This window comes from Faecalimonas umbilicata, assembly GCF_042846195.1.
Classification (GTDB): domain Bacteria; phylum Bacillota; class Clostridia; order Lachnospirales; family Lachnospiraceae; genus Faecalimonas; species Faecalimonas umbilicata.
In genome coordinates this window covers 1,557,398-1,573,337 of the sequence record NZ_AP031411.1, presented here as the reverse complement: position 1 = coordinate 1,573,337, position 15,940 = coordinate 1,557,398, and the positions used below count along the sequence as shown (strand labels likewise).

At 42.0% G+C, this 15,940-nt stretch carries 14 protein-coding genes, 1 pseudogene and 1 riboswitch; of the genes and pseudogenes, 12 read left to right on the top strand and 3 right to left on the bottom strand.

What is annotated here, in order from left to right:
* The first annotated feature begins 132 nt into the window (after positions 1-132).
* From ACGG81_RS07515 to ACGG81_RS07485, 7 genes are all read left to right on the top strand, one after another.
* Complete coding sequence (locus ACGG81_RS07515; protein ID WP_178027628.1) at positions 133-1,413, top strand: sugar ABC transporter substrate-binding protein; 1,281 nt, start codon at positions 133-135, stop codon at positions 1,411-1,413.
* A gap of 11 nt (positions 1,414-1,424) precedes the next feature.
* Positions 1,425-2,345 (top strand): carbohydrate ABC transporter permease, encoded by a 921-nt coding sequence (locus ACGG81_RS07510; protein ID WP_009261912.1) that lies wholly within the window; start codon positions 1,425-1,427, stop codon positions 2,343-2,345.
* A 10-nt stretch (positions 2,346-2,355) separates the two neighbouring features.
* The gene (locus ACGG81_RS07505; protein ID WP_009261911.1) at positions 2,356-3,183 is read left to right on the top strand and encodes a carbohydrate ABC transporter permease; all 828 of its coding nucleotides are present in this window, start codon (positions 2,356-2,358) and stop codon (positions 3,181-3,183) included.
* Positions 3,184-3,196: 13 nt separating this feature from the next.
* The gene (locus ACGG81_RS07500; RefSeq protein ID WP_390107646.1) at positions 3,197-5,137 is read left to right on the top strand and encodes a DUF5107 domain-containing protein; all 1,941 of its coding nucleotides are present in this window, start codon (positions 3,197-3,199) and stop codon (positions 5,135-5,137) included.
* A gap of 90 nt (positions 5,138-5,227) precedes the next feature.
* Positions 5,228-7,087 (top strand): DUF5696 domain-containing protein, encoded by a 1,860-nt coding sequence (locus ACGG81_RS07495; protein ID WP_009261909.1) that lies wholly within the window; start codon positions 5,228-5,230, stop codon positions 7,085-7,087.
* A 222-nt stretch (positions 7,088-7,309) separates the two neighbouring features.
* Positions 7,310-8,371 carry a helix-turn-helix transcriptional regulator gene (locus ACGG81_RS07490; protein WP_390107643.1) on the top strand — a complete coding sequence of 354 codons (1,062 nt, stop codon included), beginning with the start codon at positions 7,310-7,312 and terminating at the stop codon, positions 8,369-8,371.
* Positions 8,372-8,618: 247 nt separating this feature from the next.
* Positions 8,619-10,565: an FAD-dependent oxidoreductase gene (locus tag ACGG81_RS07485; RefSeq protein WP_390107641.1), complete on the top strand. Its 1,947-nt coding sequence runs from the start codon at positions 8,619-8,621 to the stop codon at positions 10,563-10,565.
* A 68-nt stretch (positions 10,566-10,633) separates the two neighbouring features.
* Here ACGG81_RS07485 and ACGG81_RS07480 read toward each other — a convergent pair whose 3' ends face one another.
* From ACGG81_RS07480 to ACGG81_RS07470, 3 genes are read right to left on the bottom strand one after another with little or no spacing between them, the layout of a single operon-like run.
* Positions 10,634-11,323 (bottom strand): radical SAM protein, encoded by a 690-nt coding sequence (locus ACGG81_RS07480; RefSeq protein WP_009261906.1) that lies wholly within the window; start codon positions 11,321-11,323, stop codon positions 10,634-10,636.
* Complete coding sequence (locus tag ACGG81_RS07475; RefSeq protein ID WP_009261905.1) at positions 11,310-11,897, bottom strand: ECF transporter S component; 588 nt, start codon at positions 11,895-11,897, stop codon at positions 11,310-11,312. Before ACGG81_RS07475 ends, ACGG81_RS07480 begins: the two co-directional genes overlap by 14 nt.
* Positions 11,894-12,913 carry a nucleoside hydrolase gene (locus ACGG81_RS07470; protein ID WP_390107637.1) on the bottom strand — a complete coding sequence of 340 codons (1,020 nt, stop codon included), beginning with the start codon at positions 12,911-12,913 and terminating at the stop codon, positions 11,894-11,896. Before ACGG81_RS07470 ends, ACGG81_RS07475 begins: the two co-directional genes overlap by 4 nt.
* Before the next feature lie 50 nt (positions 12,914-12,963).
* Positions 12,964-13,008: riboswitch (PreQ1 riboswitch) on the bottom strand.
* A gap of 233 nt (positions 13,009-13,241) precedes the next feature.
* On the opposite strand from ACGG81_RS07470, the gene ACGG81_RS07465 reads away from it, so the two are divergent.
* The 5 genes and pseudogenes from ACGG81_RS07465 to ACGG81_RS07445 form a co-directional block, all read left to right on the top strand.
* Positions 13,242-14,306 (top strand): hypothetical protein, encoded by a 1,065-nt coding sequence (locus ACGG81_RS07465; protein ID WP_390107635.1) that lies wholly within the window; start codon positions 13,242-13,244, stop codon positions 14,304-14,306.
* Positions 14,303-14,668: a hypothetical protein gene (locus ACGG81_RS07460; protein WP_390107633.1), complete on the top strand. Its 366-nt coding sequence runs from the start codon at positions 14,303-14,305 to the stop codon at positions 14,666-14,668. Before ACGG81_RS07465 ends, ACGG81_RS07460 begins: the two co-directional genes overlap by 4 nt.
* 266 nt (positions 14,669-14,934) lie before the next feature.
* Positions 14,935-15,441 carry a DUF2975 domain-containing protein gene (locus ACGG81_RS07455; RefSeq protein WP_390107630.1) on the top strand — a complete coding sequence of 169 codons (507 nt, stop codon included), beginning with the start codon at positions 14,935-14,937 and terminating at the stop codon, positions 15,439-15,441.
* A gap of 12 nt (positions 15,442-15,453) precedes the next feature.
* A complete protein-coding gene (locus tag ACGG81_RS07450; protein ID WP_008975645.1) occupies positions 15,454-15,669 on the top strand; it encodes a helix-turn-helix domain-containing protein in 216 nt (71 codons plus the stop codon).
* 37 nt (positions 15,670-15,706) lie between these two features.
* Positions 15,707-15,853 (top strand): annotated as a pseudogene (locus ACGG81_RS07445) (sensor histidine kinase); the annotation flags it as partial.
* Positions 15,854-15,940: the final 87 nt, after the last annotated feature.

The following is a 15,940-nucleotide window of genomic DNA, read 5'->3' as shown; positions in this document are numbered from 1 at the left end:
AAAGAATGTAAAATATTTAAGATTGTGATCGGCGGCGATTTCTCATATGATAAGTAGTATAAATAATACAGTTGCGCGACTGAAAAGACGAATAAAATTGTTCAAAACTGACAATGGAGGAGAAGGAGAATTATGAAAAAAAAGGCAAACAAATTTATTGCAATGGGACTGACAATGGCACTTGGCGCAAGTATTTTAGCAGGGTGCGGAGGAGATGAAAAATCAAAAGGCGGGAAGACAAACCTCTCTGTCGGAATCTGGGATACAAACCAGAAAGCAACATTGGAAAAGATGATCAAAGCTTACACAGAGGAAAATCCGGATGTGTCCATAGAGATTCAGCTGACACCATGGAAAGATTACTGGACAAAGCTGGAAGCGAGTGCAACAGGCGGAACTGCACCGGATGTTTTCTGGTTAAATACACTGCATGCAGAGGTATACCAGGAAGGCGGAATTCTTGCAGATCTGACAGAACCTGCTGAGAAATCCGACATCGGACTGTATGAAAACTATGCAAAAGCAATGACAGATTCCTATACGATCGACGGAAAGTTATATGCGATTCCAAAAGATACCGGAACAGCAGCTCTCTGGTACAATAAGGAATTATTTGACAAGGCAGGTGTAGCGTATCCGACTGACGACTGGACATGGGAAGATATGCTTGCGGCAAGCGAAAAATTAAAAGGAAATATGGGAGATGGCGTATATGCGATCGGTGCTCCGGTTGATTTTGAAAATTACTCCTCAACGATTTTTGCGGCAGGCGGAAACATCATGTCAGAAGACAAAAAGGAGCCTACTTATACAATGCCGGAGACAATGGAAGGTGTGCAGTGCTGGATTGACCTGATTGACAAAGGATATTCTCCGTCCGTGGCAGATCTGACAGACTCTTCAGCAGCTACAAGATTTGAAGCCGGACGTCTTGCAATGTTTTTGGGAGGATCTTATATGACAACTCAGTTTGCAAGTAATGAAGAGATAAAAGATAAGATCAATCTCGTAGAGTATCCGTCTTACAACGGAAAAGAGCCAAATATGGCAGGCGGACTTGGTTATGCTGTATATGAAAACTCCAAACAAAAAGATGCGGCAATTGATTTTGCACTTTGGCTTGGAAGTGAAGAGGCTATGAAGATTCAAGGAGAGATGGGATCCGTTATCTCAGCAAGAACAGATGCACAGAAATATTTTGCCGACACTATTCCGGAGTGGAACCTGGCTGCATTTACAAACCATATTGATGAAGCAGTACCGATGCCATACTGCAAATCTATGTCAGAGATCCGCGATCTGGAAGTGAAAAAATATACAGAAGCATTTACAGGTGAAAAAACAATCGAAGAGGTGAGCAAAGAACTGCAGAAAGAAGCTCAGGAAATCTATGACCGTATGAATGAAAAATAGAGGGAACTATTATGACTCGTGAAAAAACAATTACCAAAAAACCAAAAATGGGAAAAAGACAGAGAAAGGAAGAGATAGCAGCCTATCTCTTCATCGCTCCGGTCGTAATCGGGTTAAGTATCTTCTATATTTTCCCGTTTCTGCAGAACCTGTGGTTTGGATTTAATGATGTAAATCAGTTCAATGTCGCATCCTTCTGCGGACTGGATAATTACACCAGACTGTTTCAGGATAAAGAATTTCTCACAGCGCTTATGAACTCTTTAAAATCAGCAGTCATTATTGTGCCGGCAATCGTACTTTTATCACTTTTGACGGCATCGCTGCTAAATACGAAAATCAGGGGAAAATCCATTTATCGTACCTTATACTTTCTTCCGGCCGTAACAATGTCCGTTGCGATCTCGCTTGTGTGGAAGTGGATCTACAACGGAGAGTACGGAGTACTGAACTCTATTCTCGGAGCATTCGGAATCGAGGGGAAAAACTGGCTGTCAAGCCCTCAGTATGCACTGCTTATGGTGCTGATCGTAGAAATCTGGATGGCAGTCGGATACAATATGATCATTTTGCTTGCAGGTATGCAGGGAATTTCAAAGTCTTATTATGAGGCGGCAGTGATCGATGGTGCAGGTCCGGTGGCTTCGTTTACAAAGATAACGATTCCGATTTTGACACCTACCATCTTTTTCGTGGTCATTACATCGATCATCAGCAGTTTCCAGATCTTTGATACGATCTTTATGATGATTCCGAAAGACAGTCCTGCGTTTGCAGCATCACAGACACTGGTCATGATGTTCTACCGAAATGCGTTTGACTACGGCAGAAAGGGATATGCGGCAGCGATTTCAAGTGTTGTATTCCTGATTGTAATGATCGTCACTGCAATACAGTTCATCATGCAGAAAAAATGGGTTCACTATGAGTAGGAGAGGAAAGATGAAAAAGAAGACAACAACAAAATATTTATTTGTACATATCGTCCTCATCGCAGGTACGTTATTGACTGTTTTCCCTTTCCTGTGGATGATCTTTACTTCGTTTAAAGGAATCGGAGAAACAATGAGAATACCGCCGACAATCCTTCCGGAATCTTTGAAACTGGACGGATACAAAGGGGTTCTTGAGGCACTTCCGTTTGCAAGAGTCTATTTGAATACGATTATCGTGACAGTGATCACGGTTCTGGGACAGATCTTATTCTGTTCTATGGCAGCCTTTGCATTTGCAAGACTGCGGTTTCGCGGGAAAAATCTGATTTTTATTATCATTTTATCGGTTCTGATGGTTCCGTCACAGATTTTTATCATGCCACAGTACCTAATCATGCAGAAGTTAGGTGTGCTTGACTCTCTGCCGGCATTGTTTATACAGAATCTGTGCAGTGCATTTACGGTATTCCTGCTGCGTCAGTTCTTTATGTCACTTCCAAAAGAGCTGGAAGAGGCAGCAATCGTGGATGGATGTGGATTCTTCCGGATCTATGCGCAGATCATGCTTCCGCTGATCAAACCTGGTATTGTTGCAGTTGTGATCTTTACAGGAAAATCGGCATGGAACAGTTTTATGTGGCCGATGATCGCCAATACATCACCGGATAAAATGATACTGGCACCGGCACTTGCAACACTTCAGGGGCAGTTTACGACAAATTATCCAATGCAGATGTCCGGAGCAGTGATGTCTGTGGTACCGGTCATTGTGATGTTCTTCATTTTCCAGAAACAGTTTATCGAAGGTGTAGCACACACCGGTGTGAAAGGATAGAAAAAGAAACGATATGAAATCAACATTAAGATTTGATGAAATCGTTCTGCCGGCAGCGGATCTGGGCGAAACGTCCAGCGTCCCTGACTTGGTGGGACATGTGAATCTCCAGCAGAGCAATACAGAATTTGTATTGGGAGAGACAGATGAAATCTATGAAGGTTACGGACAGTATCCAAGTGCGTATCCATATCGGCAGAATAATGGTTACAAAGGGGAGCTTCGCCAGAAAAAGCTAAAGACGGCAGTGCTGGAGAATGCATATCTGCGGGCAGAATTTCTGACAGAATTGGGCGGTCGTCTCTGGTCGCTGATCGACAAGAGCACCGGAAAAAATCTTCTCTATACGAATGATGTATTACAGTTTCGGAATCTTGCTGTCTGTAATGCCTGGTTCAGTGGTGGCGTTGAGTGGAATATCGGGATCATCGGACATTCTCCGTTTACGACAGCTCCGCTGTATGTGGCAAATGTCAAAGGGGACGGATACCCGATTCTCAGAATGTACGAATATGAAAGAATCCGAAGGGTGTTTTATCAGATGGATTTCTGGCTCGAGGAAGAAAGCCGCTTCCTGAACTGCCGTATGCGGGTTGTGAATCCGGGAACGGAGGTCGTGCCGATGTACTGGTGGAGCAACATTGCCGTGCCGGAACATGAAAAAGGAAGGATCATCGTGCCTGCAAAGCAGGCATATACTTCAAAGGCAGGGAAAGTATACAAGGTGGATATTCCGGTTGTGGAAGGAGTGGATGTGACCAGATATAAAGAAATTCCACAGGCAGTGGACTATTTCTTTGAACTGGAAAAGGATTTTCCGACCTATATCGCTCATCTGGACGAGACAGGTTATGGTCTTCTCCATCTCTCAACAAAGCGGCTGCAGAGCAGGAAACTGTTCTCGTGGGGAAACAATGAAGGGTCGGACCGCTGGCAGGAATTTCTTACAAAGGATGCGGGGCGCTACATTGAGATCCAGGCAGGGCTTGGGAAAACTCAGTACGGCTGTATCCCTATGGCGCCGCATACAGCCTGGGAGTGGATGGAGCAGTATGGTCCGGTTCAGCTGGCAAAAGAAGATTTGTCTCAATCCTATGAGAAATTGAAATCGATCACAGCAGACTATATTTTAACAAAGACAGAATATCCGGATTTGGAAGAAAAGCTGGTTTCTACAAAACAGACAGCAAAAGAACCTGCTTCTGCTGTGGCATGCGGAAGTCCGTTTGGCGCGTGGGAGAAAGAACGCAGGGGAACAGAACATTTATTCTTTGAGGATTTAGGGAAACATTCGAAAAATGACTGGCAGGAATTTTTAAAGACAGGAAAGCTGTGCAGCCGGGATCCAAAGCTTCCGCCTGGGGAATTTGTGATCGGAAGGGCATATCTTGATCTGCTGAGAAAGACTGTCTGTACAGACAATAAAGATAACTGGTATGCCTACTACCAGCTTGGAGTGCTGGAATATCAGGAAGGCTCATACAGACATGCCAGGAAAGCATTTGAGAAGTCGTTAGAGATTGCGGAAAATCCGTGGGCCTGCCATGGTCTGGCATGTGTCTGCCTGCAGGAGAAAGAAGAGGCAAAAACCTCTCGTTACATCTGTCAGGGAATGGCGCTTGCAAAAGACGAACTTTCTTATATAAAAGAAGGTTTTCGCCTGCTTGATCTGTGCCATGACAGTGCAGGGATCGTCAAATGGTATGAGAAGCTTTCTAAAATCCAAAAACAAGAATCCCGGATTCGTTTTCTCTATGCCAAAGCACTGCACCAGACGGGGAAATCAAAGGAAGCCTTTGCAATATTAAATGAAAACGGTGGCCTGATCCCGGACGATTTCCGTGAGGGGGAAGTGTCTGTGGAACAGCTGTGGAGCGAAATTCAGGAAACACTGACGGGTGAAAAACTTCCTGTCCCTCATGTGTTTCGTTTTTCCACAAATCCGTCGTCATAAAATACAGAAAAACAAATCTCCGAAGGATAGACGGGGAAACAATTTCGGTATAAAATAAATAAAAAACAAGAAACAGTGAGGAAATTGGATATGAATGAAATCAAAGTAAGCCATCAGAACACAGCGCTTGTTCTGAACACAGAAACGCTCGGCATCGAGATTACAAGTTGCGGCGAAACATGGCAGTCAGAAAAAACGTATCAGCCGCATTTCTATGTGAACGATGAGAAAGTATATTTCAATCAGGCAGGTAAGATTGAACACTTCCCGTGGAATACCGGTGTCGGCTGTGGGGTCAGAAGTGTATTTTCCGGCTTTAAACTTTCCGGGAAAGAGGATACCTTAAGTTTTCAGACAGTGATCTGGATCGAGTATGCGACGGAGGATGTTTTCTTTGAGTTGAACCCTCTGACAGAATCAGAGCAGCTTGTCGGAAATTTCTACTGGCCGGGACAGATGGAATTTCGCAAAAAGGCAAGTGACTGGTATACCGTTATCACGAATCGTCAGGGACTGCTGATTCCAAATGACTGGAAATATGATGCAGGAAAAATTGTATTTGACGGGCAAATGTGCAGCGCCGGGGCATTTATGCCATGGTTTGGACAGGTAAGACCGGGAGCTGCCTATATCGGAATCGTCTGTGATCCATGGGATGCCGGCTATCAGGTAGAGCACCCGGAAGAGTCTGACTACTGTCATGTCTCTGTCAGATGGCTTCCGAGTCTTGGAAAACTTTCCTATAAGCGTACGATCAAATACCGTTTCTTAAAAGATGCAGACTACAATGATTTATGTAAAGTATACAGAGCCTACGCAAAGGAAAAAGCATTGCTTGTTACGCTGAAAGAAAAGGCTGCAAAAAACCCGGTCGTGGATAAATTCATCGGTTCCGCCATCGTACATACCGGAATCAAAACGCATGTATCGCCGGATTCCTTCTATTATGACAAAGAACATCCGGAAAAGAATGATGAAGTGATCCCGTTTGCAGTAAGGGAAGCGCAGATGCAGAAATTAAAGGAACATGGTCTTGAAAAAGTTTATCTGCATCTGGATGGATGGGGAAATCCAGGTTATGACAATCAGCACCCGGATTACCTGCCTGCATGCGAGGAAGCCGGTGGTTGGGAAGGAATGAGATCACTGTCCGACCGTATGAAAGAGATGAATTATATCTTCGCGATCCACGATCAGTACCGCGATTACTACTTTGACGCAAAGACATATGATCCGGAATTCTCCATGATTTCCCCGGAAGGAAAGAAACCGGATTTCTGCCGCTGGGCAGGAGGATGGCAGACATACATCTGTGCAAGCCAGTCACCACTTTACCTGAGGAGAAACTTTACAGAACTTTTCCGTCAGGGAATCCAGCTGGAAGGAACATATCTGGATGTCTTTACCTGCAACGAGCCGGACGAATGTGCGCATCCATGGCATACGATGACGCGAAAAGAATGTCTGGAATACCGGAAAAACTGCTTTGACTTCCTGAATGCAAATGACATTATTGCAAGTTCCGAGGAGACAATCGACTGGGCAGTTCCAAGTCTTGTGACAGCCCACTATGGTCCGTACTCATTTATGGTGGAAGAAAACGGTTCGACTCTTGGGGTTCCGGTTCCGCTGTTTAACCTCGTATACCATGACTGTATGGTACTCCCATGGATGATGGATGCCGATAAGCCGGAGGGAGACTATATGCTGTATGCACTTTTAAACGGTGGTGCTGCATACTTAAACTGTGAGGCAGGAGGAGAAGAACTCGAAAGAGAGATTGATCGCTATCGGACTGTGGCAGAACTTCAGGAGAAGGTTGCTTATTCTGAAATGGTGCGCCATGAATTTGTGGATGGAAATTATAAGAAACAAAAAACTGTCTTTGCTGACGGGACAGAAGTAAACGTAGATCTTGAGGCGGGAACTTATCAAATTCATCAGAAATAGATGAAATCATTTCGTTTCGGCGTGTTTTGAAAATCAGCAAAACCGAAGGGTGCTTTTAGAAAGTGCCGAAGATTTGGTTTTGCTGATTTTTTATTTATCCCTGAAAAAGCAGATTACTTTGCCAAATCCGATAGGAAACATCGTCGAAGTATGGTAAAATATGAGATATGCAAAAAACACCGAGAAAGTCTGAGTGACAGAAGAGAGAAAGGATCCGAATTTATGAAAGATATGAATGGATATTATGATTTTTCCGGGCAGAAGTTCGGTTATCCCTTGAGCCTTAGCATCAATGGATTTTCGCAAAATGTTTTTACAAGGCAGAGCAGTCTGGAACTTTCCTATGTGCTCTGCGGAGAATATGAAGCTGTGACAGAACAGTTTTCTACCATTGTCCACAAGGAAGAATTGATCCTCATTGCACCTTATGAAATGCATCTGCTTAGAAAACGCTGTGGGAAAGATGACGGAAAAATTCTGACAATCCATATCGACTTTGATCGTATGCCGGAGTCGATGACAGGAGAAGTAAAAGGGCAGTTTTATTCGGGAGTTTTTAACAGCCAGAAGAATCCTTCTGTCTATTTTCCGTTGAAGCGTAAGATCGGAGAGCTTGTAAAGATGTTGATGGATGGTCAAAGTAATCTGCTGCGATTGAATGTGTTGATGACAGAACTTGTTTGTTTTTCAGCTCGCGAAAATATTTCGTTGGAGGAGCTTCCACTTCAATCGGAGTATCAGGAGAATTATCTTAAAGCAATCAAGTACATTGATGAACATTTTAAAGAACCTTTGACGCTTCAGGACGTAGCAGACCAGCTTTCTTTCAGCTTATCTTATACTTCCAAACTTTTGAAAAAATATATGGGGATTCCGTTTAGTAAATATTTATCTTATGTTCGTGTGCGGGCCTCGCTGGAAGCGTTGTTGGAGGGAAAAGAGCAGATTGAACAGATTGCTCTTGAATGTGGAATGCCAAATGGAAAAGCTTATACAAAAACGTTCCGAGAGCTCTACGGAATTCTGCCCAGTGCTTACCGCAGGCAGTTTAGACAAAATCTCAAGTACAGTAAAGATGAGGAAGGAAGAGTTATGCAGTTGGATGAAGAGCAGAAAAGTCTGCTTTTTCATCTTGTGGAAGGAAACAGACAGATGGTGTATGAAGATGCAAAGCTTGTGATCTGGAAAGAGCAAGAGAAGTTCTGCTGCCAGGTAAAAGAAATGTGGAGAGATGTCACAGTTGCAGCAAATGGAAAAATAGAAGTATTTTTTGAGGAAACATAAAAAATCGAAAGAGGCAGAGAGAAATTTTTTGCAGGAATAGAAAATAGCAGAAGATTTCTCTTTTGTTTTGTCTGGAAAATTTCGGATAAGTAAAGACAAAATCGGCACAGATTTTCAAAAAAGTTTGTAATCTCATATGAAAATAGGACAAAATCTGCCTGCTGATGTATCTGAAAGGGCGGGTTTGGAAAAGAAAGACATGGTACAATAAGAGCAAGAACAAATGAATATGAAGGAGATACAAATTATGAATTCTTACGAACATTTATTTTCCCCAATTCAGATTGGAACGACAACAGTAAAAAACCGTGTATTTATGCCGCCGATTTCTACAAATCTTGCTGACAAAGGTTATGTCACAGATGAGTTGGTTGAGCATTATGCGGCACGTGCAAAAGGTGGAGTTGGTCTGATCATTACGGAAGTCACTACCGTAGAGCCTACTTATATTTATCTGCCGGGAGATATGTCTATTTGCGACGATTCTTACATTCCGGGTTGGAAGAAACTGACCGACGCAGTTCATAAATATGGTGCCAAAATTCTTCCACAGTTATTTCACCCAGCTTATATGGCATTTCCGATACCGGGAACTCCGCAGTTGATCGCTCCGTCCAATGTTGGCCCTTACTATGCAAAAGAAGCTCCAAGAGCTGTGACTATAGAAGAACTGAAAGTGATCATCAGACAGTTCGGGGAAGCTGCATTCCGTGTGAAGCAGGCTGGCGGTGACGGAGTAGAAATCCATGCAGCCCATGCTCATGGCTTACTTGGCGGATTCCTTTCCCCGCTCTACAATAAGAGAACAGATGCTTACGGCGGAGACATCCACGGCAGACTGCGTCTGACATTGGAGGTCATTGAGGAAGTCAGAAAAATGTGCGGAAAGGATTTCATCATTGATGTCCGCATTTCTGGTGATGAATATACAGACGGAGGTCAGAACTTAAATGATGCTGTATATGTAGCAAAACAGTTAGAAAAAGCTGGGGTTGATTTCATCCATGTATCCGGAGGAACTACAATTATGCGAGGAAGTTCGATCCCTGCACCGGGAACACCGATGGGATCCCACAGCAAAGTCGGAGAAGAAATCAAAAAACAAGTATCGATTCCGGTTGCGACCGTAGGGCGCATCACAGAGCCATGGTTCGCAGAAGAATTGATTGCAAATGGAAAAGCAGATATTTGCATGATCGGACGCGCAAACCTCTGTGATCCAGAATTTGTACAGAAAGCTTGTGAGGGAAGAGAAGATGAAATCCGTCCTTGCATTGGATGTCTGCGTTGCCTAAATGGCATCATGTTTGGAAAACGTGTCGCATGTACCGTTAATCCATCTCTGGAACTGGAAAACGAGGATAATATTCCGGTTGCACAAGAAAAGAAACAAGTGCTTGTGATCGGAGGAGGACCGGCAGGCATGGAGGCCGCTTTCGTTGCAAAAAAACGCGGACATGAAGTAGTATTGTGCGAGAAAGGTGATAGTCTTGGTGGACTTGTAAAACTTGCAGCAGTTCCGATTGCAAAACAGGAATTGACGAAAGTGATTCAATATATGGAGAGAAAACTTATCCGGGAAGGTGTAGAAATCCGTCTGAACTGTGAAGTGACAGAGGAAATGCTGAAAAATGAATTCGCAGGATATGAAGTCATTGCAGGAACAGGTGCGGATCCAATTGTAGTAAATGCATTTACTGCATTTAAGCACTGCGTGACTGCAGACGATATTCTTGCAGGAAAAGCGTTTGCCGGAAGGAAAGTAGTAGTGATTGGTGGGGGATCTGTAGGGTGTGAAACGGCAGACTATCTTGCTCCGCTTGTCAACGATCTCTTCCCGAGAAATCGTGAAATCATCTTGCTGGAGATGGCAGACGGGATCATGCTCCAGGAATCTGGTCCGGGCAGAAGTCTTCTGACACAGCGGATGATGAAAAAAGGAATTCAGATCCACTGTAAGGCAAAGGTAGAAAAGGTAGAAGCGGAGAAAATCTACTATACAGAAAATGGTGAAGAACACTGTATCTCGGATGCAGATACACTTGTGCTTGCAATGGGATACCTACCAGATTCGAAATTAGAAGAAACGCTCCAAAAAGCAAATGTTTCTTACCATTTGATCGGAGATGCAAAGAAGGTAGGAAATATCAAAAATGCAATTACAGAAGGATATCAGATTGCAAGAGAAATTTAACAGATAGTTGATATAATGTAAAGTAATAAAGAAGCTATTTATTTTAAAATAGGGGACGAGAGTTATTCTCAGTCCCCTACACCAAAATCTGTCTTTTCATATAACACTTCTACACTTGGATCTTCTAAAAGATACGCATATTTATTCATAAACCAGTCTACCAGTTCCGGATCTCTTTTTACATCGGTACTGTTATTTGTAAACACATTGACCGTTCCTAGTTCAAAATGCGTCTTCAGCATTTGGATGTCATAATCAATCATTTCTTTTGTCTGTCCTTTGATCCCAACCATCAGACACGGGGAGTCAAAGTATCTTCGGACTTCTTCCGGGGAATCGAAATTAGCATGTTTATTTAAATAGTCTTCCCGAAAACTTCGATTGAATGTCTCTACACCAATCTTAAAAGTAATTGGAATTCCCATATACTCCCGCATTTTTTGCAAATGTTTCCGATACATCCAGTGAGCTTCAAAAAATAGACGGTGAATCTGCTTTTCGATGATGATATCTTTGATCATTTTTAATGTTTCTTTTGGAAGTTCGAAACAGCTTCCAGAGTTGATAACTTCCAACACTCCGAGTTCTCCTGTGACACGAGAGAGAATTTCATAGTTTAAATCATTTATTGTATCAATATCCCGGGAATTATCGTCAATATAATCACAGAATCGGCATTTGCCCCAGGCACATGGTTTGCCTTTCAGAAGTACGATTTCGCGGGGATTTTTATTGGTGATCTTATTATACCTTTCCATGAGATTTCTCCTTATCTGCAGCTATTTTGATGGAAGAAGGAACTACAGCCAGCAGAGCAACCGTTAAAGCAAGAACAATGGCTCTGTCTGCATAGTCTGTCAATCCTTGTACGATACAGACGCTGGCAGTTAATCCCAGACCAAGATGATGGAGCAGTTGCACCAGAAGTGTGGATCCGGAAGAAGTAATTCCGCCAAACACGATCGCGGTGATGGAAGAACTGATGACGGTTCCAGGAATGCTGACGATTCCTGCTCCAAGCAGGATTTTTATCAATCTTTTCCTCTCATGAAATGATATTTTCTGAAAGAGAAGTCCTGCAATCCCACCGGTGATCATCTGAACAGGTAAGTAATAAAGAGCATAAATATCAGTAGTCACGCCTCCAATGAGATTGCTTATAATCCCCGGGATCATTCCCGAAAGAGGTCCCATCAGAGCTGCTGCGAATACAGTGCCAAGAGAATCCAGATAAACCGGAAGCCGAAACAGCAGCGCGATATGCCCTCCGATGAGGTTGATTACAGAACAAAGTGCGAGAAGACAAAGCTTATTTGTCGAAAATTTTCTCATTGTGAGTCTCCTTTCATAATCTGCTCTAAGACAGAACAGCTTACCTTAGGATGTACTCCAAGAACTCTGTCAAAAAACATCTGCATAAATGCCAGAGGAGAAGTTTTGGTCAGAACGTGACTGTTTTTGTGTCCATGCCAGAAATCAAATCCATCTACGACACTCTGACCGATGCAAAGTCCGTCTGTTGCAATTCTCGTACAGGCATCGATACCACTGCAGAGTGTACGGTCGACAAAATAGGCCACCGCAAGCGGATCATTGATAACACAGCCGATGACACCTTCCTGTTTCCAGTGGAAGTCAAAATAGAACCGGGTAATCTTTCGGATCCGTTCACCTATCTGTGGATTCACATAGCACATATATTCTAAGATGTTGGGAGTCAGAACAATTTTTCTTGTCACATCTAATCCGACCATATGAATTTTTTTATCCTGGCAGACAGGCAGGTCTTCAAATGCACGGTATACGATTTCTGCTGCATGAGGATCACACCAGTAGTTGTATTCTGCAACAGGTGAACAGTTTCCGTGACTTTGATAACTTCCACCCATGCTGATCAATTCCTCAAGTCCGGCAAGACTTTGCGGATCCTCTTGGATCACTTTTGCAAGGTTTGTAAGAGGGCCCAGTGCAATGATCGACACTGGGTCATCAGTTTGGGCAGCATTTTTCAGTGTGTGGGTAAGAAACTCCACACCACTTTCATCCATGATTTGATTAGTAATTTCAGGGTAATGAGATTCGCCGAGACCGTCTTCCCCATGGGTATCCATGGCATCCACGTAAGGGCGGACAAGTGGCAGTTCTTCTCCAAGATAAACAGGAATGTCCAGGCGGTTCATCCAGTGAAGGACTTTTTTAGCATTTGCCACACCTTTTTTTGCCGGTACATTTCCAGAGACAACTGTGATCCCTAAAATTTCTAATTCAGGTGAGCAAAGTGCCAACATCAGCGCAAGTGCGTCATCGATCCCGGGATCACAGTCAATAATGACTTTTTTAGCATTCATTCTCCAATCTCCTTTACTTTTTGATTCTGTGCTCAGAGAGCTACAGTATGAGATACTTGGTTTTTTATACTGGGAAGTTCACGAACCAGTCCAGAGGGTAAGAAATCCCTTCTGATTTTATAAATGCGATGTAAAGTATAGCACAAAATAGAGTGTATGTACAGTGTTTTATGAGAAAACATTGATGAGAAAGCATTTATACGTTTTGGAATATTTTTATTGGAATAGTTTCCTTGAAAATGTTATAATACTTGCATACTATTTCATATACTGTTTGCTCTGTAAATTTTTTGACAGAAAAATTGTGTGTTGGATGGGAGAAATCTTTATGATGTCAAAAGAACAGTTTTTGGTTATTTTTTATGGAAAATATATACTCGTTTTTGGAATCCTTCTCTGGCTCTGTATCCATTATTGCCGGAAAGGATTTTTTCGGTTTTCTTTTGAAGGGATGATTGAATGTAAATTAAAAAAGTTGTTGGAACAGAAAAAGCATTTTCTGGAAATATTGTTTAATATCCTTGTCCTTTTTCTGAGTTCCTTTCTTTTCTTTCGTGCGCTACTTCCCGCAGCAGCTGATTTTCCTCACGCACTCAAGGATGAGTTCACTTTTTTTGAAGGAGTCGTAGAAGAGGGAAGTAATATTCAATCAAAAAACAAATGGGAAGCTTACAATATTTCTATTCAGAATCAAAAAGGAACTACTATAAAGATCAGCCTTTATGGAAAAAACGGGATTGCGACCGGGGATGTGATTTCAGCAGAATATCTTCCACATTCCAAAGCAGGTGTGTTACTTTCCTGCAAAAAGACTAATGCTTCCGCTCAAAAAGCAGAGTCTTGGTCTGAGAAAATAAATTCCATATCACAATCGGTCCGGATCAGTACTGCAGTAGTCTGGATACTTTTATTTGGAGCATTACTTTTTTTCAGTAGAAAGCAGAAATATGTCAATGCGTATTCTAAAAAAGAAAATGTTATTTTGATACAGATGCCTCCGATATTATTGCGATTAATCTCAGTATTTTTCTGGGTTTGTGGAATCTTCGGTGCACTTGGTATATTTGGATTCGTCACGCAAGCGTTTCAGACAGGTGTTGATACAATCTATGCATTGCTGATTAGTGTATGTGCGTTGCTCTTTGGTTTTCTGCGACTTTATTGTAGGGAAAAGAGGATACTGATCAAAGGTGCATACATGCGGATAGAAACGTTGTTTCAAAAGGTAGACTTTCACCGAGACGATATTGTATATCGTTTCACAGGGGAAAACAATGAGAAAATTATTTTTTATCAAAACGGGAAAAAACTCACGTTTGTAGATGCTCTATATCCAGGCTATCAAGAGCTGCTTTGTTGGCTTGAGAAAGAAAAAGAGGGGGACTATAAATGAAAAAGAACTGCATCGCTTTTCCGAGTGGGATGGAATGGAGGGACAACACGGAGCAAACGAAGTATGAAATTGTGATTCCGCTTCAAAAGGAAACATTACGTCGGAGATTAAAAGAAACCACTTATCCTCTTTGCATAGAAAATGAAGCATACCGTCATCAAATATTATCAGATTTTTCAAATGATTGTATTCGACTGAAAGCGTCTGCCGGGATTATGAAAAGCAATGGAATTTTATTTGAAGGAACGGTTAGCGAAGAAGCGTATGGCATGCGGATCATTGGCATATTCCGTATTCTTCCAAGGATAAAAATTTTGACATTGCTCTTTCTTACAGCAATGACTGTAGCTATTTTTTTATAGCAGGAAGCAGCTTTCCTACGATATTTCTCTTATTTCCAGGGGTGGGACTATACTTTTATCTGTATAAACATTTAGAAACAATTTTTGATACGAAGAGTGGCGATGAGCGGATTTTCCAATATATTCGGGAAGAACTAAATGGAATGATTGTACAAAAACAGTGCAAAAAGTAAAATATTTTACGTTTATCATTAAATTATAATTGACAAAGATAAAAATGATGCTATACTGTGAGTTAAGAACTGAAAGGAAAGGATCTACATCTTATGAAACAAAAAACTTTGAAAAAATCTGCTCGTTTTATCTCCATACTTCTTAACATTGGCTGCATTATTTTCGGTATATTAAGTGTATCGCTATTGATTGGAATTATGGTTATCGTTTGCACTCAGCTTTTTTCTCCGGAAATGTTCCGTGAGGCGTGGGGAACTGCTGTTCAGGCGGGACAATCTCTTAGCTTTGGGCAATGCGTATTCTTCTTCTTTTGTTGCCTTGGAGAGTTTATCTGTATCTTTTTAGCACTATATAATGCTAAAAGAATATTTGGATGTATTGGCAAAGGAAATTCTCCTTTTACAGCCAAAACAGCCATTCAGATACGAAAAATTGCAATGTATGTTTTGATTTTCGCTGTTTTTTCCGTACTCTCTGTCTTTAAAATGGCATTTTTATCCTTCTTTATGTGTGGCTTATTCGCCCTTATCTTGTTCTGTATTTCCCTCATTTTTGATTATGGATGTGAGTTACAGCAAGAAGTAGATGAAATGATATAAAGGAGATTTGATATGGCAATAATTTTAAGACTTGATAGAATGATGGCGGATAGAAAGATAAGCCTAAATGAACTCGCGGAAAAGGTTGGTATTGCAAATGTCAACTTATCTAAAATTAAAACAGGGAAAGTAAGTGCTATTCGTTTCTCTACGTTGAATGCCATTTGCAAAGTGCTGGATTGCCAGCCGGGGGATATATTAGAATATCAGAAAGACTCGGAAGAGTAAAAAGCTAGGTTGTATTGCGGATAGGCTGCTGCGACAGAATGATATAAAGATTACAGCAGCTGATCTGCCCCGTGTATTTGGAAAAGGCTTTACCGGTCAGAATGGCCGGAATGTTAAAAGTTCTACCGGTATTGGTCTTGCCATACGTTCCTTTCGTATCAACCACTTTCTTGTGCAGGGCTGAAAAGCCCTGCATTTCTTACATTTTTGTTAGAGGTGTGTAAGAAAATAGTTTTTCTGTGGAGGCAGGAGAGTTTCTTGGTATCATGGG